The 19,720-nt window shown below is 57.9% G+C and carries 18 protein-coding genes and 1 other RNA gene; 4 read left to right on the forward strand and 15 right to left on the reverse strand.

The genetic code is table 11. The features are described from left to right. A partial coding sequence (locus PHT20_RS00005; protein ID WP_301018882.1) for a LacI family transcriptional regulator occupies positions 1–327 on the forward strand: 327 nt, incomplete at its 5' end. Between the two features lie 25 nt (positions 328–352). After that, on the forward strand, positions 353–580 hold the full coding sequence (locus PHT20_RS00010) for a hypothetical protein (protein ID WP_301018883.1): 228 nt from the start codon (positions 353–355) through the stop codon (positions 578–580). 290 nt (positions 581–870) lie between these two features. Here PHT20_RS00010 and ssrA read toward each other — a convergent pair. From ssrA to PHT20_RS00055, 9 genes are all read right to left on the reverse strand, one after another. Beyond that, positions 871–1,259, reverse strand: a transfer-messenger RNA (tmRNA) gene (gene ssrA / locus PHT20_RS00015). Positions 1,260–1,277: 18 nt separating this feature from the next. Further along, positions 1,278–1,946: an HAD-IA family hydrolase gene (locus tag PHT20_RS00020; RefSeq protein WP_300083009.1), complete on the reverse strand. Its 669-nt coding sequence runs from the start codon at positions 1,944–1,946 to the stop codon at positions 1,278–1,280. Positions 1,947–1,960: 14 nt separating this feature from the next. Continuing rightward, the gene (gene ubiG / locus PHT20_RS00025) at positions 1,961–2,683 is read right to left on the reverse strand and encodes a bifunctional 2-polyprenyl-6-hydroxyphenol methylase/3-demethylubiquinol 3-O-methyltransferase UbiG (RefSeq protein ID WP_300082997.1); all 723 of its coding nucleotides are present in this window, start codon (positions 2,681–2,683) and stop codon (positions 1,961–1,963) included. A gap of 105 nt (positions 2,684–2,788) precedes the next feature. Beyond that, positions 2,789–3,085 (reverse strand): high-potential iron-sulfur protein, encoded by a 297-nt coding sequence (locus PHT20_RS00030; RefSeq protein WP_300082994.1) that lies wholly within the window; start codon positions 3,083–3,085, stop codon positions 2,789–2,791. 301 nt (positions 3,086–3,386) lie between these two features. Next, entirely contained in the window at positions 3,387–4,391 is a 1,005-nt protein-coding gene (locus PHT20_RS00035; RefSeq protein ID WP_300082992.1) for an adenosine kinase, read from the reverse strand. Positions 4,392–4,393: 2 nt separating this feature from the next. Next, on the reverse strand, positions 4,394–5,167 hold the full coding sequence (locus PHT20_RS00040) for a ferredoxin--NADP reductase (protein WP_300082989.1): 774 nt from the start codon (positions 5,165–5,167) through the stop codon (positions 4,394–4,396). A gap of 254 nt (positions 5,168–5,421) precedes the next feature. Further along, a complete protein-coding gene (gene alaS, locus PHT20_RS00045; RefSeq protein ID WP_300082985.1) occupies positions 5,422–8,070 on the reverse strand; it encodes an alanine--tRNA ligase in 2,649 nt (882 codons plus the stop codon). A 290-nt stretch (positions 8,071–8,360) separates the two neighbouring features. Next, positions 8,361–9,614: a CaiB/BaiF CoA-transferase family protein gene (locus PHT20_RS00050; RefSeq protein ID WP_300082982.1), complete on the reverse strand. Its 1,254-nt coding sequence runs from the start codon at positions 9,612–9,614 to the stop codon at positions 8,361–8,363. A gap of 27 nt (positions 9,615–9,641) precedes the next feature. After that, entirely contained in the window at positions 9,642–10,835 is a 1,194-nt protein-coding gene (locus tag PHT20_RS00055) for an acyl-CoA dehydrogenase (protein ID WP_301018884.1), read from the reverse strand. Positions 10,836–10,975: 140 nt separating this feature from the next. Here PHT20_RS00055 and PHT20_RS00060 point away from each other — a divergent pair, with 140 nt between their 5' ends. After that, positions 10,976–13,141 carry a diguanylate cyclase gene (locus tag PHT20_RS00060; RefSeq protein ID WP_301018885.1) on the forward strand — a complete coding sequence of 722 codons (2,166 nt, stop codon included), beginning with the start codon at positions 10,976–10,978 and terminating at the stop codon, positions 13,139–13,141. 25 nt (positions 13,142–13,166) lie between these two features. On the opposite strand, the gene PHT20_RS00065 is transcribed toward PHT20_RS00060, so the two are convergent. The 6 genes from PHT20_RS00065 to PHT20_RS00090 form a co-directional block, all read right to left on the reverse strand. Further along, positions 13,167–13,607, reverse strand: a complete 441-nt coding sequence (locus PHT20_RS00065) for a universal stress protein (protein ID WP_301018886.1) — start codon at positions 13,605–13,607, stop codon at positions 13,167–13,169. Positions 13,608–13,685: 78 nt separating this feature from the next. Next, positions 13,686–14,447, reverse strand: a complete 762-nt coding sequence (locus PHT20_RS00070; RefSeq protein ID WP_301018887.1) for a 2OG-Fe dioxygenase family protein — start codon at positions 14,445–14,447, stop codon at positions 13,686–13,688. 42 nt (positions 14,448–14,489) lie between these two features. Beyond that, positions 14,490–16,115, reverse strand: a complete 1,626-nt coding sequence (locus PHT20_RS00075) for an NAD(P)-binding protein (RefSeq protein ID WP_301018888.1) — start codon at positions 16,113–16,115, stop codon at positions 14,490–14,492. Between the two features lie 17 nt (positions 16,116–16,132). Next, the gene (locus tag PHT20_RS00080) at positions 16,133–17,122 is read right to left on the reverse strand and encodes a thiamine pyrophosphate-dependent enzyme (protein WP_301018889.1); all 990 of its coding nucleotides are present in this window, start codon (positions 17,120–17,122) and stop codon (positions 16,133–16,135) included. A gap of 11 nt (positions 17,123–17,133) precedes the next feature. Then, positions 17,134–18,387, reverse strand: coding sequence for a transketolase C-terminal domain-containing protein (locus PHT20_RS00085; RefSeq protein ID WP_301018890.1), 1,254 nt, complete (start codon positions 18,385–18,387; stop codon positions 17,134–17,136). Further along, a complete protein-coding gene (locus PHT20_RS00090; RefSeq protein ID WP_301018891.1) occupies positions 18,380–18,970 on the reverse strand; it encodes a 2-oxoacid:acceptor oxidoreductase family protein in 591 nt (196 codons plus the stop codon). The genes PHT20_RS00085 and PHT20_RS00090 overlap by 8 nt, the downstream gene beginning before the upstream one ends. Before the next feature lie 220 nt (positions 18,971–19,190). Between PHT20_RS00090 and PHT20_RS00095 the strand changes: the two genes are divergently transcribed. Next, complete coding sequence (locus PHT20_RS00095; RefSeq protein WP_301018892.1) at positions 19,191–19,694, forward strand: hemerythrin domain-containing protein; 504 nt, start codon at positions 19,191–19,193, stop codon at positions 19,692–19,694. Positions 19,695–19,720 lie beyond the last annotated feature (26 nt).

Below are 19,720 nucleotides of genomic sequence, written 5' to 3' on the forward strand. Positions count from 1 at the left end.
CAGGTGACGCTGCCCAACGGTGAACCCGGTCTACCCCGACCGTGGGATACCGCAGCAACTTCGTTGCTACTGGCCCTGGCCAGGGGCCACAAGTGGCTCGCCATGCTGGAGTCTGGTGAAGTCAGCACCATGACCGAAATTGCCAAGCGGGAGGGCATCGACAACAGCTACGTCAGCCGGATGGTCAACCTGACCACCCTGGCGCCGGACATCATTGACGCCATTCTGCTCAATGAATTGCCGGACCATCTGACACTGTTTGATCTGGCTGTGGATCCCCCGTCGTTGTGGGAAGATCAGCGCGTCAGAATCATAGAGAAAATGTGACAGACCAAAACAAAGGGAGAGCACTATGGCTGCATGCAACGCTTGTAACGAACTATCCAATAAGGGGAAAGAGGTCGAACCTCACCCCGCGCTCGTCCTGAAAAGTTCTGTCAATCTCGGCAGACTTTCGATGGGACAAGCCAAAGGTAATGTTAATCACTACGTGTGTTCTGTTTGCGGAACAAAAATGAGCTGCGACACGGACAAGCACGACAAGTTTGCCGGTTGGTGGATTTCTGGTGATGCCAAATGAAATGTCGGCTAACTGAATTTGCGAATCACCTACCAATGCCATTAATCAACCGATTGATTAGTCCGGGCGTAACCCATTGATTTTTATGAGTATGAGCCGTGACTCTTGCGGACTTCGAGTCGTTTGGTGTGCTCTCCGTTCCGGAGACTATCGGCCCGGAGAGAGCAAAAGTGGCGAATTTCTGGGCGCCCGGAAAAACCACGAAGTCCGCAAGAACCCTCGGGAACCCCAATAAACACGCGGGGATAGGCAAAAAAAATCCAACCGGAGACCCGGTTGGATTTTTAATCTGGTGGAGCTGGGGGGATTTGAACCCCCGTCCGCAAACCTTCTTCGAACAGTTCTACATGTGTAGCCGTCTGATTTGAATCTCGCTTTTCACATCGCGCAGTGGCACGCTATGCAAATCGCCAGCAACCTATTTTCTCGAACCACCCTAAGTTACCCAAGGCGGCTCCAGCCGAATGAAATGACCCCACAGCCTGGACGGTTCAATCTTTCGATCAAGCCACCCTTGCCCAGCCTATCGGCTTGCTGTTGTGAGGCTCACGTGCAATTAAGCAGCGAGTGCGAAACGTTCGTCGTTTGCAGTTAGTTTTTTTGAATCTGTTTTACGAGCGCATTCAGCTCGACATGCCCTGCTGCGCGTCCGAATCCACGTCGAAACCAGTGCAGCCCCAAGTCTCGTATTTTAGTCCTACACAGGTATTTTCAAGAGCCCAAGCAAATCATTCACACAATTAATACTGGCATGCGCACCCCATTTGCTTGTGTCTGTCTGCTGCCCCAGATAGCCGTAAGTGACAGCGACAGTAGCCATGTCAGCAGCCAACCCAGCCACGATGTCGCGCTCATCGTCTCCCACATAGACACAGCGTTCAGGCTGCACCGCCAAGCGTTTAGCTGCCTCCAGCAAGGGCGCAGGGTGTGGTTTGGAGAACGGTGTTGTGTCGCCGCTGACAATGACATTCGCCGAATCGAAAAGCGGCATGGAACGCGTCAATGGCAAGGTAAAACGCTCAGATTTGTTGGTGACCACCCCCCACTTCAAACCCTGTTGGACAAGCTTTGCCAGCACGCTTGGTACACCGTCAAATATTCTTGTGCGCTGTGTCATACAACGCTCATAGTTGCAAAAAAATTCTTCACGCAAAGCTAAAAAATCTGGGTGTTCAGGAGAAATGCCAAACGCCACTCCCAGCATGCCACGCGCACCAGCACCGGCCATGGGTCGGTAAACGGAAAAAGGCAGTGATGGCAGCCCTCGCGCGGTACGCATGGCATCTGCCGCTGCCGCTAAATCAGGGGCACTGTCAATTAGTGTGCCGTCCAAGTCAAACAGCACGGCTTGAACATCTGTAAACACCTGGAATTGACCCATCACAACACCGATTCGGCTGGTTTTTGCGTGGCCAGTAGATAGTTCACACTGGTGTCGTTGTTCAAAGCGTACTTTTGCGTCAATGGATTAAAAGACAAGCCGCGCGCATGAGACACATTCAGACCCGCATTGCGACAAAAGCCAGCCAATTCACTGGGTCGAATCATCTTGGCATATTCATGCGTGCCGCGTGGAAGCATGTTCAACACATATTCGGCGCCCACAATGGCCAGCATGAATGACTTGGGGTTGCGATTCAGTGTAGAAAAACACACCCAGCCCCCCGGCTTCACCAGTGTGGCACAGGCTTGCACCACCGAAGCTGGGTCAGGCACATGCTCCAGCATTTCCATGCATGTCACCACATCAAAAGCAGCTGGTTGCTCAAGTGCCATGGCTTCGGCACTGATTTCTCGGTAGCTGACGTTGTGCGTTTCAGCATCCATGGCGTGCAACTGGGCAATGCGCAGCGCCTTGGTTGACAAGTCGATCCCCGTAGCAACTGCACCAGAGCGCGCCAGCGAATCGGTCAAAATGCCGCCACCACAGCCGACATCAAGCACAGTTTTGCCGTTGAGGGGGCATAAGCCATTGATCCACGCCAATCGCAATGGGTTGATTTGATGCAATGGCCGAAATTCGCCATCTGCATCCCACCAGCGGTGGGCTAAATCTGAAAATTTTGCCAATTCGGCAGGGTCAGCATTGATAGTTGGGTTCATGCCGTGATTATCTGAAATTTAACTACGTCACCACGCAAGCCCTGAAAAAACAAAACCCACCGCAAGGGTGGGTTTGTAAGAGGCTGAGAAAAACTTCAGACCAAATTAAGCCTTTTTGGCGTAAGCAGAGCACCATGCTTTGGCAGTCACTTGCTTACCAGCAAACAAGGGGCAGCCACCAGCAGCATCACCTGCCTTGCCTTGGAACAAAGCGCAGTTACCGCAAGCAGAACCTGCTTTGTATTTGGCATTCTTGGACTTGGTAGCGTCCTCAACATAAGCTAAAGCTTTTGCATTGCCATCAGTTTCAGCAACCATAGGAGCAGCAGCCATGGCTGCACCAGAGGCCAAAACGCTGGCACCAACCACAGATTGCATCATGAATACGCGACGTGTTGTCATAGGGTTTCTTTCCAAGTGAGTTAAACAAAATCTCAGCAGCTGCACCATGCACTGCCTAAGCTAACAACGGTGTGTCAGCCAATTGGTTGACAGCGGAAATAATAACAAAAAAAGACTACTTAAGTCTTTAACGAATTACCTCTAAAACCATCAAACTGTGAAGGATTTTAAGGTTTGTGCCGATGCAAAACCATGGGCACAAACCCTTAACTTGACCACCGCTTTGCCTTGTTTGGCAGATGTTTGGCAAACTGATCTCGCTGATCAAAAAATGCAAAGCGTATTGAATCAGCGATCTTCATCAGGCTGCCAAAAAGCGGACAAAGTCAGCTTTCAGGCCATCCATCACGGCTTGACTCAAGCGGTTGCCATATTGCGCCACCACGCGCGCCGCCGCTTGGTTGGCCAGCCAAGCGGCATGGGCGTGGCTGTGACCGTGTGTGACTGCGTACAAAAAAGCACCGGCAAACATGTCGCCAGCACCATTGGTGTCCACAGCTTTCACTTGAGCTGCAGGCACCTCAGTTACCTGACCTTGTTCGATGACCAGGCAACCTTTGGCGCTGCGGGTCAGGCACACCGTGTGGGCTTGGCTGCCAAGCTGTTGGGTGATTTGCGCCAAGTCTTGTGAACCGCACCAGACCTGGGCTTCTTCTTCGTTGCAAAACAAAAAGTCCAGGTCATTGCCCACCATGGCCTCCAGGCCTGGGCGGCAAAAATTGATCATGCTCACATCACTCAACGTGGTGGCAAGTTTCACGCCGGCTTGGCTGGCAATGGCGCGACCTTTGAGGGCAGCAGCACACCCAGTGGGCGATGCGGCCAGGTAGCCCTCCATGTAATACACCTGGGCTTTGACGATGTCGTGCGGGTGCAAGGCGGACTCATCCATGTCTGCCGTGGCACCCAAAAAAGTGCTCATGCTGCGCTCAGCGTCTGGGGTGACCATCACCATGCAGATACCGGTTTGACCTTGCGGTGGCTTGGTGTGCGTCAGATTGCTGGCCACGCCATGGGCGGTGAGGTCTTTGGTGTAAAAGTCACCCAGCTCGTCGTCTGCCACACGGCACGAGTAAAACGCCCTGCCCCCCAGCTGCGCCAGCGCCACCACGGTGTTGCCGGCCGAGCCACCACCTGTACGGTGCGATCTGACGGTTTGCACGTGCTTGAGCAGTTCGGCGCGGCGCGGCGCGTCAATCAGCGTCATGTGGCGCTTGGCCACACCAGCCGCTTCCAGCTGTGCCTCTGTGACTTCGTATTCCGTATCAACCAGCGCGTTACCGATGGCGTAGAGGTGGTAGGTCATGTTTATTGCTCCACAAAGGCGCGTTCCACCACAAAGTCGCCCTGTTTGGTGGTGTTGCCTTCAATGAAACCACGTTTTTCAAGAATGGCTTTCAGGTCTTTGAGCAGCGCCGGGCTGCCGCACATCATGGCGCGGTCGGTGGCGGGGTCAAACTTTGGCAAACCCAAGTCAGCCTGCATTTTTCCGGATTCAATCAAATCAGTCACCCGGCCTTGGTTGCGAAACGGCTCGCGCGTGACAGTGGGGTAATAAAGCATTTGCTTGGTGACCATTTCGCCCAAAAACTCATGGTCAGGCAGCTCTTGGGTCAGGTAGTCGTGGTAGGCCAGTTCAGCCACCTCACGAACGCCGTGCACCAAAATCACTTTTTCAAATTTTTCATAGGTTTCGGGGTCGCGCACCACGCTCATAAACGGTGCCAGACCCGTGCCCGTGCCAAACAAATACAGATTTTTTCCCGGCAATAAATAGTCAATCAGCAGCGTGCCGGTGGGCTTTTTGCCCACCACAATTTTGTCGCCCACCTTGATGTGCTGCAGCTTGGAGGTAAGCGGCCCGTCTTGCACCTTGATGCTCAAAAACTCCAGATGGTCTTCGTAGTTAGCACTGACGATGCTGTAGGCACGCAGTAGCGGTTTGCCGTCCACGCGCAGACCGATCATGGTGAAGTGGCCATTGGAAAACCGCAAAATTGGGTCGCGTGTGGTGGTAAAGCTAAACAGGCGGTCGGTCCAGTGGTGGACGCTTAAAACCGTTTCATTCAAAAAAGCACTCATGATTGGCCTTGAAAGTAGTGGCAGTCAAAAAACGTGAGAGTCTAAAACACCAGCCCGCTGGCGCCGTGACAAATCACAACAAGTCTCAATATTTCGCATGGGTGCCAAGTGGGGGTGAACCCAAGCCGTCAACACAGCGCAAGGAACCCACCCACCTGTAACAACAGGCACCCCAAACAGGTCCAATTTTTATATGCAAAATTGGCCTCTAGCACTTATGGATAGTGCGTGAGTAGCTATTGATTTGATAATCATCAAAGCTTGACTGAGACCCAGCCGTACACGCTGGCCAAGGCTGCATCCAGCTGGCCTGGCTCGGTGCCGCCGGCCATGGCCATGTCGGGCTTGCCACCGCCCTTGCCGCCCACTTGGCCTGCGACAAAATTCACCAGCTCACCCGCTTTGACACGTGCGGTGGTATCAAAGGTCACGCCCACGGCGATTTGCACCTTGGCACCGTCAACCACGCCCAGCACAATCACGGCGGTTTTGAGCTTGTCTTTGAGCTTGTCCATGGTGTCGCGCAGGGTTTTCACATCAGCCCCTTCGAGCCTTGCTACCAGCAGTTTGACGCCACTCACATCTTGGGCTTGCATCACCAACTCGTCGCCTTGGGCGCTGGCCAGCTTGCCTTTGAGGGCGGTCAACTCGCGCTCCAGAGATTTGACGTGATCCAGCACGCTGGCCAAGCGGTCATTGACCTCAACCACCGGAGCCTTGAGCTGGTGCGCGGCATGACCCATGCAGTCTTCCAGGTGCTGCAAATAAGCCAAGGCGTTTTCACCAGTTACCGCTTCAATGCGGCGCACACCTGAGGCCACACCGCTCTCGGCCACCACCTTGAACAAGCCAATGTCACCGGTGCGCGCCACATGCGTACCGCCACACAGCTCGCGGCTGCTGCCAATGTCTTGCACCCGCACCGACTCGCCATATTTCTCGCCAAACAGCATCATGGCGCCGGTTTTTTGAGCCGACTCGATGTCCATCACCCGCGCCAGGGTGGCGGTATTAGCCAAAATTTCGGCATTCACCAAGGCTTCAACCTCACGGATTTCAGCATCTGTGACGGGGGCGTTGTGGGCAAAGTCAAAGCGCGTGCGCTCGGGGTTGACCAAGCTGCCTTTTTGCTGCACGTGGCCGCCCAGCACTTCGCGCAGGGCTTTGTGCATCAAGTGGGTGACCGAGTGGTTGCGCTGGGTGGCCGCGCGCGCACTGGAGTTCACATGTGCGGTCACGCCCACGCCCACCTTGAGCTCGCCCGTTTTGAGCGTGCCGTGGTGGGCAAACACATCGGCCTTGATTTTTTGGGTGTCAACCACGTCAAACAAGGCGTGGTCGCAAAAAATGGCACCCGAGTCACCGACCTGGCCACCGCTTTCGCCATAAAACGGTGTGGTGGCCAGCACCAGAACCCCTTGTTGACCAGCTTTTAGGCTTGTAGCGCTTACACCGTCTGCATAGATAGCCACAATTTCTGTAGTGGTTGTGAGGTGCTCGTAACCAATGAAGGCATTGCCAGCACCGGTGTACTCCAACGCTTTATCTTGCTTGAATTTGCCCGCAGCACGACCTTGCGACTTTTGCTTTTCCATGGCGGCGTCAAAACCTGCACTGTCCACCGTCACACCGCGTTCACGGCACACGTCGGCTGACAAGTCCAGCGGGAAACCAAAGGTGTCGTGCAGCTTAAAGGCCACTTCGCCTGGCAACACGTTGACCGCCTGAGCAGCGCCCGCTGCAGGCGCCAAGGCCTCGTCCAAAATTTCCATGCCAGTGGCCAGCGTCTCATAAAACCGCTCTTCTTCCACCCGAAGCACGTCCATGATGCGCGTGGCTTGTGCGGCCAGATTCGGGTAGGCCGCGCCCATTTGCGCCACCAGGTCAGGTACCAGCTTGTGGAAAAACGGGGTCTTTTGACCCAGTTTGTAGCCGTGACGAATGGCGCGGCGGATGATGCGGCGCTGCACATAGCCACGGCCTTCGTTGCTGGGCGGCACGCCGTCGGCCACCAAAAAAGCAGTGGCGCGGATGTGGTCGGCAATCACCTTCAATGAAGGGTTGGTCAGGTCGGTGGTGTGGGTTTCACGCGCGGCGGCTTTGATCAGCGCATCAAACAGATCAATTTCGTAGTTGCTGTGCACGTGCTGCAAGATGGCGGCCAGGCGCTCCAGCCCCATGCCAGTGTCCACACAGGGCGCGGGCAGCGGCGTGACGGCGCCGGTCTCGTCCATGTTGAACTGCATGAACACGTTGTTCCAGATTTCGATGAAGCGGTCGCCGTCTTCCTCGGGGCTGCCCGGAGGGCCGCCAGGAATGTGGTCGCCGTGATCGTAAAAAATTTCGCTGCATGGGCCGCACGGGCCGGTGTCGGCCATCATCCAGAAGTTGTCAGACTTGTAGCGGCCCCCCTTGTTGTCGCCAATGCGGATCACGCGCTCTGGCGGCAGGCCAATTTCTTTGGTCCATATGTCATAGGCTTCGTCGTCTTCTTCATAAACGGTGGCTAGCAGGCGCTCGGCGGGCAATTGGTAAACCTCGGTCAGCAGTTCCCATGCCCATTTGAGCGATTCGCACTTGAAGTAGTCGCCAAAGCTCCAGTTGCCCAGCATCTCGAAAAAGGTGTGATGGCGCGCGGTGTAGCCCACGTTTTCCAGGTCGTTGTGCTTGCCACCGGCGCGCAGGCAGGCTTGCACCGAAGTGGCACGCACATAGCTGCGCGTGTCGGTACCCAGAAACACGTCTTTGAACTGCACCATGCCTGAGTTGGTGAACATCAGCGTCGGGTCGTTGCCTGGCACCAAGGGACTAGACGCCACCACGGTGTGGCCTTTGGAGGCAAAAAAATCCAGAAAGGTTTTGCGAATGTCGGCAACGGTGAAAGGCACAGCGGATGGGTTCATGGCGAGAGTGACCTGTTGTTCAATGAATGAGACGTTTAGTAGTCCATTTCACCAAAACGCTTACATGAAATCGTGTCTTTTCCAACCTGGCGTTGTTGCTCGTCGTTGCCATAGCTACGGCTATGTCGCCTCCTCGCGCCTAGCCAGTCTGAAAAATCCATCGACTTCATTTTGTAACCGTTTTGATGAAACGAACTACTAGCCCGGCAGCCACACCGTGGTTGCCATTGGCCTACGCTGCCCTCGGCGAGCGCAGCAAACCGCAGATTTTAAGAGATCACCACGCCGGCTCAAACCACGCCCTTGCGACGCAGTTCAGCCACTGCCTGGGGGCTCAGCCCCAGCTCAGACAGCACCTCAGCGGTGTGCTCGCCCAGCGCTGGGGGCGCCCGCTGCAGCACTGGCGGGGTGGACTGCAGGCGCAGCGGGCTGGCCACGGTTGATATGCTTTCAATAGCTGCTTGTGCACTATTCACGGGCGCTACAGGCTGATTTACCACTAAACCTCGGGCTTGCACCTGGGGGTCAGCAAAGGCTTGCGCCAGGTCGTTGATGGGGCCGCAAGGCACGGCTTTGTCTTCCAGCAGGCTGACCCACTGCGCCGTGCTGCGGCTGCGGGTGACCGTGTGCAGCAGCGCCACCAGCGCCGATCTGTGTTGCACGCGCAAGGCGTTGCTGGCAAAACGCGCGTCTGCCGCCCATTCAGGGTGGCCGGCGGCTTCGCAAAAACGGCTGAACTGGCCGTCGTTGCCCACCGCCAGCAGCATTTGGCCGTCTAAGGTGTCAAAGGTTTGGTACGGCGCCAGGCTGGGGTGAGCGTTGCCTTGGCGCTGTGGCACCCGCCCGGTGTTCAAAAAACCTGCAGCTTGGTTGGCCAGCACCGCCATGCCCACATCCAGCAGAGCCATGTCGATGTGCTGACCCAGCCCGGTGCGGTGGCGCGACTCAATGGCCGCCAAGATGGCACTGCAGGCGTAAATGCCGGTCAAGATGTCGATCAGCGCCACGCCCATGCGCAAGGGGCCACCGCCAGGCTCGCCATCGGCGTGGCCGGTAAGGCTCATCATGCCGCTCATGGCCTGGATCATCAGGTCGTAGCCAGCGCGCTCGGCGTAGGGGCCGCTTTGGCCAAACCCGGTGACCGAGCAGTAAATCAACTTGGGGTTGACGGCGTGCAGGCTTTCAAAATCTAGTCCGTATGCCTTGAGCCCGCCCACCTTGAAGTTCTCCACCAGCACGTCAGACTGCGCGGCCAGTTGTTTGATCAGCGCCTGGCCGTCTGGCTGCGCGATGTCCAGCGTGATGGCGCGCTTGTTGCGGTTGCAGGCGGTGTAGTAAGTGGCAAGGTCTGTGTCTGCGCCTTGGGCATCCTGCAAAAACGGGGGGCCCCAGTGGCGTGTGTCGTCGCCCGCGCCGGGGCGCTCGACCTTGACCACATCGGCACCTAAATCAGCCAGCATTTGCGTGCACCAAGGCCCCGCCAGCACGCGAGACAAGTCCAGCACCTTGAGGTGGCTCAGCGCTGCAGGTGGTGTGGTGGTCATTGGTGCGATGAAGATGTGTTTCTGAAATCAGCAAAAAGCCTGGATGCCGGTTTGCGCCCGGCCCAAAATCAGTGCATGAATGTCGTGTGTGCCTTCATAGGTGTTGACCACTTCCAGGTTGACCAAATGGCGCGCCACGCCAAACTCGTCGCTGATGCCGTTGCCGCCCATCATGTCGCGCGCAAGGCGTGCCACGTCCAGCGCTTTGCCGCAGCTGTTGCGCTTCAAAATTGACGTGATCTCAACTGCGGCAGTGCCTTCGTCTTTCATGCGCCCCAGGCGCAGGCAGCCTTGCAAGCCCAGTGCAATCTCGGTTTGCATGTCGGCCAGCTTCTTTTGAATGAGCTGGTTGGCGGCCAGCGGGCGGCCAAACTGGTGGCGGTCCAGCACATATTGGCGCGCACGCAGCCAGCAGTCTTCAGCCGCACCCAACGCGCCCCAGGCAATGCCAAAACGGGCCGAGTCCAGGCAAGTGAACGGGCCTTTGAGGCCGCGCACCTCGGGGAAAGCGTTTTCTTCAGGGCAAAACACACCGTCCATGACAATCTGGCCGGTGATGCTGGCACGCAGGCCCACCTTGCCGTGAATGGCTGGGGCGCTCAAGCCGGGCGCACCTTTGTCCAGCACAAAGCCGCGAATGGGGCCCACAGTGCCCGCTTCAGTCACCTCTTTGGCCCAGACCACAAACACATCCGCAATGGGGCTGTTTGAAATCCACATCTTGTTGCCGGTGAGCTTGTAGCCACCAGGCACTTTCACCGCGCGGCTGAGCATGCTGGCGGGGTCAGAGCCGTGATTGGGCTCGGTCAGTCCAAAGCAGCCAATCCACTCGCCACTGGCCAGCCGGGGCAAGTATTTTTGCTTGGTGGCCTCAACGCCGAATTCATAAATAGGCAGCATCACCAGCGAGCTTTGCACGCTCATCATGCTGCGGTAGCCGCTGTCGACTCGCTCCACCTCACGGGCAATCAGGCCGTAAGCGACATAGTTCAGGCCTGGGCCACCATAGGTCTCTGGAATGGTGGGGCCCAGCAGACCCAGCGCACCCATTTCACGAAAGATACCGGGGTCGGTTTGCTCGTTGCGAAACGCCTGCACCACCCTCGGCTGCAGCTTGCTCTGGCAATAGGCTGCGGCAGCGTCTTGCACCATGCGTTCGTCGTCGCTGAGTTGTTGCGCCAGCAAGAATGGGTCTTGCCAGTTGAAAGAGGCATGCGCCATGGGAGTCTCCTGAAAATGATGGCATCAAAATCTGCATGGTAGCGCGGCAAGACTGCCCGTTAAATTGCCAGAGTGGGCAGAAAGCTGCGCCAAAATGGGTCATGACGAGCTGATAATGAAGTTCAAGCGCACATTTACCTATGCCAGATCGACAGAGTCAAACACCCACTCCCCCCGCCCACTCCACCCGGCGCTTGCGCTGGCTGGTGGTGCTGGGGCTGGTGGGTGTCAATGTGTTGCTCTTCGCCATGTCTTCCTATTTGCTATGGCGCAGTCAGCAGCAGCATGAAAAGCGCGCCGAAACCCTGACGCAAAACGTGACCAAGGCGGTGGAACTCAACGTGGTCAAAACCGTGGCTGCGGTTGATTTGGCGCTGCAAGCGGTGGTGGATGGGCTTGAAGCACAGCTGGCTCACGGCGGCATTCAACCTGATGCAACTCAAAAACTGTTGGCCACCTATGAGGGGCGCGTGCCCGCCATTGAAGCCATTCGCGTGTCTCGCTTCGATGGCTTGGTGATTTATGGTCGTGGCCTTGTCCCTGCCGAGCAAGCCAGCTGGGCCGACCGAGATGAATTCAAGCTGCTCCAAAGCCAGCCCCACAGCGGCCTGCAAATCACAGAAGCGCGCATCGGCAAGGTGGCCAAGCGTGCCATTATTGATGCACATGGCACCATCACCAAAGTCAACCAAGCCTGGCTCAAATTTGCCACCGACAACGGCGCTACCCAGTGGGACAGCATCCAGCCAGGCGCCAATTATTTTGAGGTGTGTGTGGGTGCCTCCACGTCCACAGCGGGTGATGATGCAGCCAAGGTCTTGCAAGGCATTCAAGCCGTGATGAACGGACAGTTGCCTGAGTTCACCTTGGAATACCCGTGCCATTCGCCGCATGTGCAGCGTTGGTATGTGATGCGGGCGGTCAACCTGGCAGGCAGCCACAAAGGCGCCGTGCTGCTGCACCAGGATGTGACGCAACGCCACCGCGCTGAAGACTTGCTCAAAGCCAGCGAGGAGCGGTTTCACCTGATGTTTGACACCGCCATCGACGCCATGATCCTGACCGCACCTGATGGGCGAATATTTGCAGCCAACAGCACCGCCTGCACCTTGCTGCAGCGCACCGAAGAAGAAATTCAGGCGGTGGGTCGCAACGGCGTGGTGGACACCACCGCCCCCGCGCTTGAGCCAGCACTGCAAACCCGTTTGCATGACGGACGGATTGCCTGTGAACTGACCTTTGTGCGCAAAGATGGCACACGTTTTCTCTGTGACGTGTCAAGCACGCTTTACAACGACAGCACGGGCCAACGCATGAGCAGCGTGGTGTTCAGAGACATCACTGAGCGCAAACGCATTGAAGCCGCACTGCGCGAAAGCGAAGCACGCATGGCTGCGGTGTTCAAGGCCAGCCCCTTGGGCATTGCCATCAGCCGCTTGGATGACGGCACGGTGATGGACATCAATGATGCCTGCGCCAGGCTGTTTGGCTTTGAGCGCGAAGAAATCATTGGTCGCAAGGCGGTGGCCGACTTGGCACTCTACCGCCAGCCAGCACAACGCGACGAGCTGGTGCGCCTACTGCGTGAGCACGCCACGTTCCAGGGGGTTGAGGTTCATTACAAAACCCATGCCGACCAAGACCTGGTGGTAGAAGTGTCTGCCCGCTTGATTGAAATCAACCAACAACCCTGTGTGCTGGCTGTGATGCTGGATGTGACCGAGAAAAAACGCGAGCAAGACCTGATTCATGCGTTTGCTTTTCATGATGCGCTCACTCAATTGCCTAACCGGCGGCTGCTCACAGACCGGCTCAAGCAAGCCATTTTCAACACCAAGCGCCACGAACGCGTGGGCGCTTTGATGTACCTGGACCTTGACAACTTCAAACCCCTGAACGACACCCATGGCCACGAGGTAGGCGACCTGCTGCTGCAGGAGGTGGCACAACGGCTGACCCGCTGTGTGCGAGAAATTGACACCGTGGCGCGCGTGGGTGGGGATGAATTTGTGGTGTTGCTCAGTGACCTGGCCCCCAGCCGTGCCGAAGCGCATGAGCTTGCACGTGCAGTGGCCGAAAAAATTCTGACCGCTGTAGCCGCACCCTACCAGCTGATTGTGGGGGAAAGTGCCGATGTTGCCACCGTCACCCACCACTGCAGTGTCAGCGTGGGGGTGGCGCTTTTCGCAGGGGATGCCAGCAGCCACACCGACATTCTGAACTGGGCTGATGCCGCCATGTACCAAGCCAAACACGCTGGCCGCAACACGGTACGGTTTCACAGCTTAGGGCTTGTAAAGCCCTGAACGGCAGCCACGCCATCGAGCCGACTCAATGGTCGCGCACCACCAGCACGGGCAGCTTGGTGTGCGACAGCACGGCTTGCGCCACACTGCCCAACACCAGTTTTTCAAGTGCATTGCGGCCATGCGAGCCCATCACAATCAAATCGGTTTGCAATGACACCCCCGCCTCCACAATGCCGCGCCAGGCGGTGTGGGCTTCGATGATGGACGAGTCTGCCACCACACCGGCTACCAAAAAGGCTTCTTTGGCCTGGTGAATGGCGTGGTTGGCCTCGGCCATGGCGGCACTCAGGTACTCGGCCTGCCCATAGGCAAAGTCAGTGCCCACGCCGGTGAAGGGATAGGGGTCAATCACGTAAATCACGGTCACACGGCTGGCAAAGGCTTTGGCCAGACCAATGGCCTTGTCGACCGCCAACTGGGCGGTGGCTGAACCGTCTACGGGAACCAAAATATGTTCAAACATGGTTTTCTCCTGATCAAAGTTGTGAATGATTCAAATTGTGAGCCAAGCTCACATGGCTGTGTCAAAAATTCAGCACTTTCATGCCCCATCATCTTGGAACCCGCCCGCTCTGAGCGTGATCACCAAGGTGTCCCGAAAGCAGGTTTGCAGGTCGGTATGCGTGGACAACAAGGGCTGGATGGGCGTGGACTCGTGAATGACGCGGGCATCGTCAAGCAGCAGCACAGACCACCGCTCAAGCAAGGTAAAGCGCTGCCCGTGGGCGCCATCCGCAGCAAACACCCGGGTTTCGCCGCCTTTGATGCCTTGGCGGTTGACCATGAACACGGCCACCAGATCCACACCGTCGCGGTGCGCGCCCTCTGGCGTGGGGCGGCCAATGCCGTCGGTGGTGTCAATGCGAAACTGGTGCGCTTCTACAAACCAAGGCTGCTGCCCTTTGAGCGCCGAACACACCGCCCCCGCCCACACCAGCAATTGCTGCCAAACGGGTTGCGCCGCCACGGCTTGCAGCACCGGCTCAAACCAGCGCTGCATGCCGCCATGCAGCGCGTTGTATTCAAGCGGCTGCCAGTGCGCACGGTGTGGCACAGCTTGCAACTTCCCTTGCGCCAGTACGTAACTGGCATGGCGGCGGCGGCGGTAATGACCTCCATCTTTCAAATAGCGGTCAGGCGGCAGGTCTGCCCAACTTTGACTTAAATTTTGCAAGTCTTGCGCGGTGCAGCCAGTCAAGGTCTGCACACTGGCAGCGTCCAACACAGCAAAGCCTTGCTGCTGCAAGGTAGAGGTACAGGCTGCAGGTTCCACCACCGGGGGCATAGAGATAAAGGCATTCATACCCCAACTTTAGCGCCTGCGGCTGCGGTTTGATGCCGGGTGTTAAATATCTTCTGGCACCATTTTGATGGCACCGCACGGGCATTCCGAGACGCAAATGCCACAGCCCTTGCAGTAGTCGTAATTGAACTCAAACCCCTTGCCGGGACCGAGCTTGATGACCGCGTTGTCCGGGCACACGCCGTAGCAGTTGTCGCACTCAAAACAGTTGCCACACGACAGGCAGCGGCGCGCTTCAAACAAGGCATTGGTCTCGTCCAGCCCGCCCTGCACTTCTTCAAACGTGCTCTGGCGACGGATGATGTCGAGCACCGGGCGCACGGTTTTGGGTGCGTCGCTGTAATACCAGGTGTTGAGCTTCTCGAACCCGGCCACTTCACTCTGGGGTGGCGGCGTATAGACCGTGCCATGCAGCCAGGCATCGATGTTGCGCGCAGCCTTCTTGCCGTGGCCAATACCGACCGTGATGTTGCGCTCGGCAGGCACCATGTCGCCACCGGCAAAAATGCCGGCGTGGCCTGTCATCATCTGCGTGTTGACCTGCACCACGCCGTCTTGCACCACCAAACCTGGCACACCCTCAATCAGCGACAAGTCCACGTCTTGCCCCAGCGCCAGCACCACCGAGTCGGCTTCCAGCGTTTCAAACTCGCCCGTGGGTTGCGGAAAGCCCTGGTCGTCCAACGCCATTTTCTCGACCGTGATGGACGATTCGCCCGCTTGTTTGATGGTTGACAGCCACTTGACCAGCACGCCCTCTTGCAGCGCTTCTTCGAGCTCAAAGTCGTGCGCGGGCATTTTTTCGCGGTTGCGCCGGTAAACAATGATGGCCTCTGTGGCACCCAGCCTTTTGGCCGTGCGCGCCACGTCAATGGCCGTGTTGCCGCCACCGTACACCACCACTTTGCGACCCAGCAGCGGTTTGTCCGCGCCTTCCATGGAGCGCAACACCGACACCGCGTCAAGCACGTGCGCCGAGTCACCCGCCGGAATGTAGGCGCGCTTGGCAATGTGCGCGCCCACGGCCAGAAACACGGCATCAAACCCGCCCTGCTGCTTGGTTTCGAGCACGTTGCTGACCTTGGTGTTGTACTTGATCTGCACGCCCAGCTCGACAATCCGCTGCACCTCGGCGTCGATCACGTTGCGCGGCAAGCGGTATTGCGGAATGCCAAAGCGCATCATGCCGCCGGGCAAGGGGCCGGCCTCAACAATGGTGACGCTGTGACCCAGCATGGCCAAGTGGTAGGCGGCGGACAAACCCGATGGCCCAGCACCCACCACCAGCACTTTTTTACCGCTTTGGTTGGTGGGTGGCACAAACTTCCAGCCCTGGGCAATGGCTTGGTCACCCAAAAAGTGCTCCACTGAATTGATGCCCACCGCCGAATCCAGTTGCCCCCGGTTGCACGCGCCTTCGCAGGTGTGGTAGCAGGCGCGCCCCATGATGGCGGGAAACGGGTTTTCTTCGACCAGTTTGCGCCAAGCGCCTTCGTAGTTGCCAGATTCAGCCAAAAACAACCAGGCCTGGATGTTTTCACCCGCTGGACACTGGTGGTTACAGGGCGGCTTGCGGCTCAAGTACACCGGCCGGTTGGTGCGCCAGGAACCGGTGTGGTTAGCCAGCGAGGTGCCAACGTCGAGCGTGATGGCAAAAGGTTTTTCCATGATCTTTCCTCAACTGATTAATCGAGCAGGCCAAAGCGGCGGATATTGCGGTCAGCGCGCGCTTGCAGGCGTGCAATGGTGGCCACGTCCGGGTGTTTGCCAAACAGGTGGGCAAAGCGCTTTTGGGGTCGCAGGTAATCTTCAATCGGTATCTGGTGGCGAATTTTGCGCACCCCCGTCACTTCACCCGCCTCGGCTTCAAACACCGGAAACATGCCGCTTTCAACTGCCAGCCTGGACAGCTTGATGGTGTCTTGCGAGGCCGCTCCCCAGCCCAGCGGGCATGGCACAAAAATGTGGATGTAGCGCGCGCCGTGAATCGACATGGCCTTGGTGACCTTGCGCTCCAGGTCACGCAAATCGGCCACCGTGGCCGTGGCCACGTAAGGAATCTCGTGCGCCATGGCGATCAGCGGTACGTTTTTGCCTTGGCCAAAGTCATTGCCTGGGTGCTCGCCCACAGGCATGGTGGTGGCGGTGCGCGCCGCCGGTGGCGTGGCGCTGGAGCGCTGCACGCCGGTGTTCATGTAAGCCTCGTTGTCGTAGCAGATGTAGAGCACATCGTCGTTGCGCTCAAACATGCCGCTGAGGCAGCCAAAGCCGATGTCGGTGGTGCCACCGTCGCCGCCTTGTGCGACCACGCGCACCTCGCTGCGGCCTTTGGCTTTCATGGCCGCGGCAATGCCGGTGGCCACTGCGGCGGCGTTGCCAAACAGCGAGTGCACCCAGGGCATTTGCCACGAAGTTTCAGGGTACGGCGTGGAAAACACCTCCAGACAACCGGTGGCGTTGGCGGCGATCAACTGGCCGTTGGTGGCGGCCATGGCGGCATCAATGGCGTAGCGTGCACCCAGTGCCTCGCCACAGCCCTGGCACGCACGGTGACCCGAGTTGAGTGAATTGCGCCGCTGCGGCCCGGCCTGCACGCTGCGCTGCTCCGGCGCCAGCAGGCGGTTGCCTACGGTGAAGGTGCCGGTCTGGTAAAACTTGACAGTTGCTTGTTCCATTTTTTATCTCCTCAGACTGACCCAGCAGCCACCGTGCCAATGTCGCGCAACACCCCTTCAGCCACTGGGCCAGAGCGACGTTTGATTTTTTCGCGCTCCAGCACACGGTTGACAATGTCCCAGTCCAAATCCAAAAATGTGAGCAGGTCAAGCTTGTCGGTAAAGGACTGCAGCAACAATTTATGCACAGCATCCTGGGTGATGGCGCGCCCGCCCAAGCCCGCCACCACGGTGTACACCGGTTGTGGGCGGTTGCGCACGGCGCTGCGCACGTCGCGCGACACAATGCCGCCAATGCCCACGGCAAAGCACTTTTCAATCACCACAATGCGTTCGGCACGCACCGTGGCATCGCGAATGGCAGAAATCGGGAACGGCCGGTACGAAGTAATGCCCAGCACGCCCACTTTGTGCCCCTCAGAACGCAGCCCATCGACCGTGTCCTTGATGGTGCCCAACACGGAACCCAGCGCAATGACGATGGTGTCGGCGTCTTCGGTCAGGTAGGTCTTGATCAATCCGCCTGAATCACGGCCGAATTGCGCTTTGAATTCTGTAGCAATCTGCGGAATCAGATCAAGCGCTTGCATCTGCTTGGCGTGGGCCAGATAACGCACTTCGGTGAACGCCTCGGGGCCGACCATGGCACCAATGGTGACCGGGTCGTTGGGGTCAAGCACCTGGCGCGGCTCGTAGGGCGGCAAGAATTTGTCCACCTGCTCCTGGCTGGGCATGTCGACGCGCTCGTAGGCGTGCGTCAGGATGAAGCCGTCCATGCACACCATCACCGGCAGCGACAACTCTTCGGCTATTTTGAAGGCCTGAATGTGCAGGTCAAGTGCTTCCTGGTTGGTTTCGGCAAACAGTTGCAGCCAACCGGCGTCGCGCATGCTCATGCTGTCGGTGTGGTCGTTCCAGATGTTGATGGGCGCACCAATAGCACGGTTGGCCACCGTCATCACAATCGGCAAGCCCAGGCCAGACGCGTTATAGACCGCTTCAGCCATGAACAGCAGGCCCTGGCTGGCGGTGGCGGTGTATGAGCGCGCACCCGCGGCTGATGACCCAATGGCTACGCTCAAAGCGGCAAATTCAGACTCAACATTGATGAATTCGCACGGCTTCAACTCGCCCGACTTCACCATCTCGCCCAAGCCCTCCACGATGTGGGTTTGCGGGGAAATGGGGTAGGCGCAAATCACTTCGGGGCGGCTCAGCGCCACGGCACGGGCTACGGCGTGCGAGCCTTCGCATTGTTCAAGCATGGTGGGGCTCCTTCGCTTGGTTCTCTTGTTGCATCACAATTTCATAGGCTTCGCGGGCGGCGGCTTGGTTGCCTTTGGCGACCGCACCAGAAAACTTTTCGCCAATGGCGTGCAGCACGGCATCCAGAGAAATCAGCCCACCCAAGGCGGCAAATGCACCCAGCAGCGGCACGTTCGGCACCGGTCGGCCCACGTGCTTCATGGCCAGCTCGGTGGCGGGCACCGTCAACAGATGATCAGCTTTGAAGTCTTTGACAAAGTCTCCCAGACCCATCTCGGCAAAAGTCTTGGTGGTGTTGATCAGGATATAACCGTCTTTCTTAAGACCACCAAACACGTCCACCTGGTGCAACAGCGTCGGGTCTTGGATGATGATGGCATCGGGCTGCATGATGGGCTCGCGCAGACGAATCTCTTTGTCGTCCATGCGGCAAAACGCCACCACCGGCGCGCCGGTGCGCTCGGAGCCAAAACTGGGAAAAGCCTGGGCGTGGCGGCCGCCCATGAAAGCCGCGATGGACATCATCTCGGCACCAGTGACAACGCCCTGGCCACCACGGCCGTGGATACGAACTTGGAACATGGAGTCTCCTCTTGGATTGCAGCAGTCCGTGAGTCAAATACCCATGGCTTTGCAACGGGGCGTATCTTGAACCCGTGCCACAACCCAGTTTTGACTTGCGTCAAACAAATGGTGCGCTGCTTGGCAGACCCTGCCACCTCGCACATTCATGACGTGTATCAAAGCCACAGCAGCTGTGTCTGGCTATGCTTCGCGCTTCAAAATTTGAAAGGAAGACTGCATGCCCACGCTCCAATGGTCTGACACGCTGGCTCTGGGGTTGACCCAGATGGATGACACACATCACGAATTTGTTGACCTGTTGGCCAACGTGGTCAACGCCGCTGATGCCGACCTGCTGCCGCGCTGGCGCAGCTTGATAGAGCACACCGACGCGCACTTTGGCCAAGAAGACCGCTGGATGAAAGACACCGGTTTTTCCAGCACCAACTGCCACACCACCCAGCACAAAGTGGTGCTGCAGGTGATGCGCGAAGGCGACACCCGGGGCAGCGCAGGTGAACTGACAGTGGTGCGCCAAATGGCCGCCGAGCTGGGCACCTGGTTTCCCATGCATGCCCAGGCCATGGACGCCGCGCTGGCACTGCACCTGCGCGGCCTGGGCTACGACCCCAGCACCGGCCAAGTCAGCATGCCGCAAGCCTTGCCGGCACAAGCCATTCAGGGCTGTGGCGGTGCCACTTGCTCACCCGCCGAGGCGACTACCGAAGAACTGGAGGCATGAGGGTTTGCACGCCATTGTTCAGTGTG

This window comes from Rhodoferax sp. (assembly GCF_028715765.1).
Taxonomy (GTDB): Bacteria; Pseudomonadota; Gammaproteobacteria; order Burkholderiales; family Burkholderiaceae_C; genus Rhodoferax.

Bases quoted from the DNA above. Each gene is read 5' to 3' on its own strand.
- PHT20_RS00010 (WP_301018883.1), top strand. From the start codon at position 353: ATGGCTGCATGCAACGCTTGTAACGAACTATCCAATAAGGGGAAAGAG.
- ubiG (WP_300082997.1), bottom strand. From the start codon at position 2,683: ATGAACCCAACTATCAATGCTGACCCTGCCGAATTGGCAAAATTTTCA.
- PHT20_RS00030 (WP_300082994.1), bottom strand. From the start codon at position 3,085: ATGACAACACGTCGCGTATTCATGATGCAATCTGTGGTTGGTGCCAGC.
- PHT20_RS00035 (WP_300082992.1), bottom strand. From the start codon at position 4,391: ATGACCTACCACCTCTACGCCATCGGTAACGCGCTGGTTGATACGGAA.
- PHT20_RS00040 (WP_300082989.1), bottom strand. From the start codon at position 5,167: ATGAGTGCTTTTTTGAATGAAACGGTTTTAAGCGTCCACCACTGGACC.
- alaS (WP_300082985.1), bottom strand. From the start codon at position 8,070: ATGAACCCATCCGCTGTGCCTTTCACCGTTGCCGACATTCGCAAAACC.
- PHT20_RS00050 (WP_300082982.1), bottom strand. From the start codon at position 9,614: ATGACCACCACACCACCTGCAGCGCTGAGCCACCTCAAGGTGCTGGAC.
- PHT20_RS00055 (WP_301018884.1), bottom strand. From the start codon at position 10,835: ATGGCGCATGCCTCTTTCAACTGGCAAGACCCATTCTTGCTGGCGCAA.
- PHT20_RS00060 (WP_301018885.1), top strand. From the start codon at position 10,976: ATGCCAGATCGACAGAGTCAAACACCCACTCCCCCCGCCCACTCCACC.
- PHT20_RS00065 (WP_301018886.1), bottom strand. From the start codon at position 13,607: ATGTTTGAACATATTTTGGTTCCCGTAGACGGTTCAGCCACCGCCCAG.
- PHT20_RS00070 (WP_301018887.1), bottom strand. From the start codon at position 14,447: ATGAATGCCTTTATCTCTATGCCCCCGGTGGTGGAACCTGCAGCCTGT.
- PHT20_RS00075 (WP_301018888.1), bottom strand. From the start codon at position 16,115: ATGGAAAAACCTTTTGCCATCACGCTCGACGTTGGCACCTCGCTGGCT.
- PHT20_RS00080 (WP_301018889.1), bottom strand. From the start codon at position 17,122: ATGGAACAAGCAACTGTCAAGTTTTACCAGACCGGCACCTTCACCGTA.
- PHT20_RS00085 (WP_301018890.1), bottom strand. From the start codon at position 18,387: ATGCTTGAACAATGCGAAGGCTCGCACGCCGTAGCCCGTGCCGTGGCG.
- PHT20_RS00090 (WP_301018891.1), bottom strand. From the start codon at position 18,970: ATGTTCCAAGTTCGTATCCACGGCCGTGGTGGCCAGGGCGTTGTCACT.
- PHT20_RS00095 (WP_301018892.1), top strand. From the start codon at position 19,191: ATGCCCACGCTCCAATGGTCTGACACGCTGGCTCTGGGGTTGACCCAG.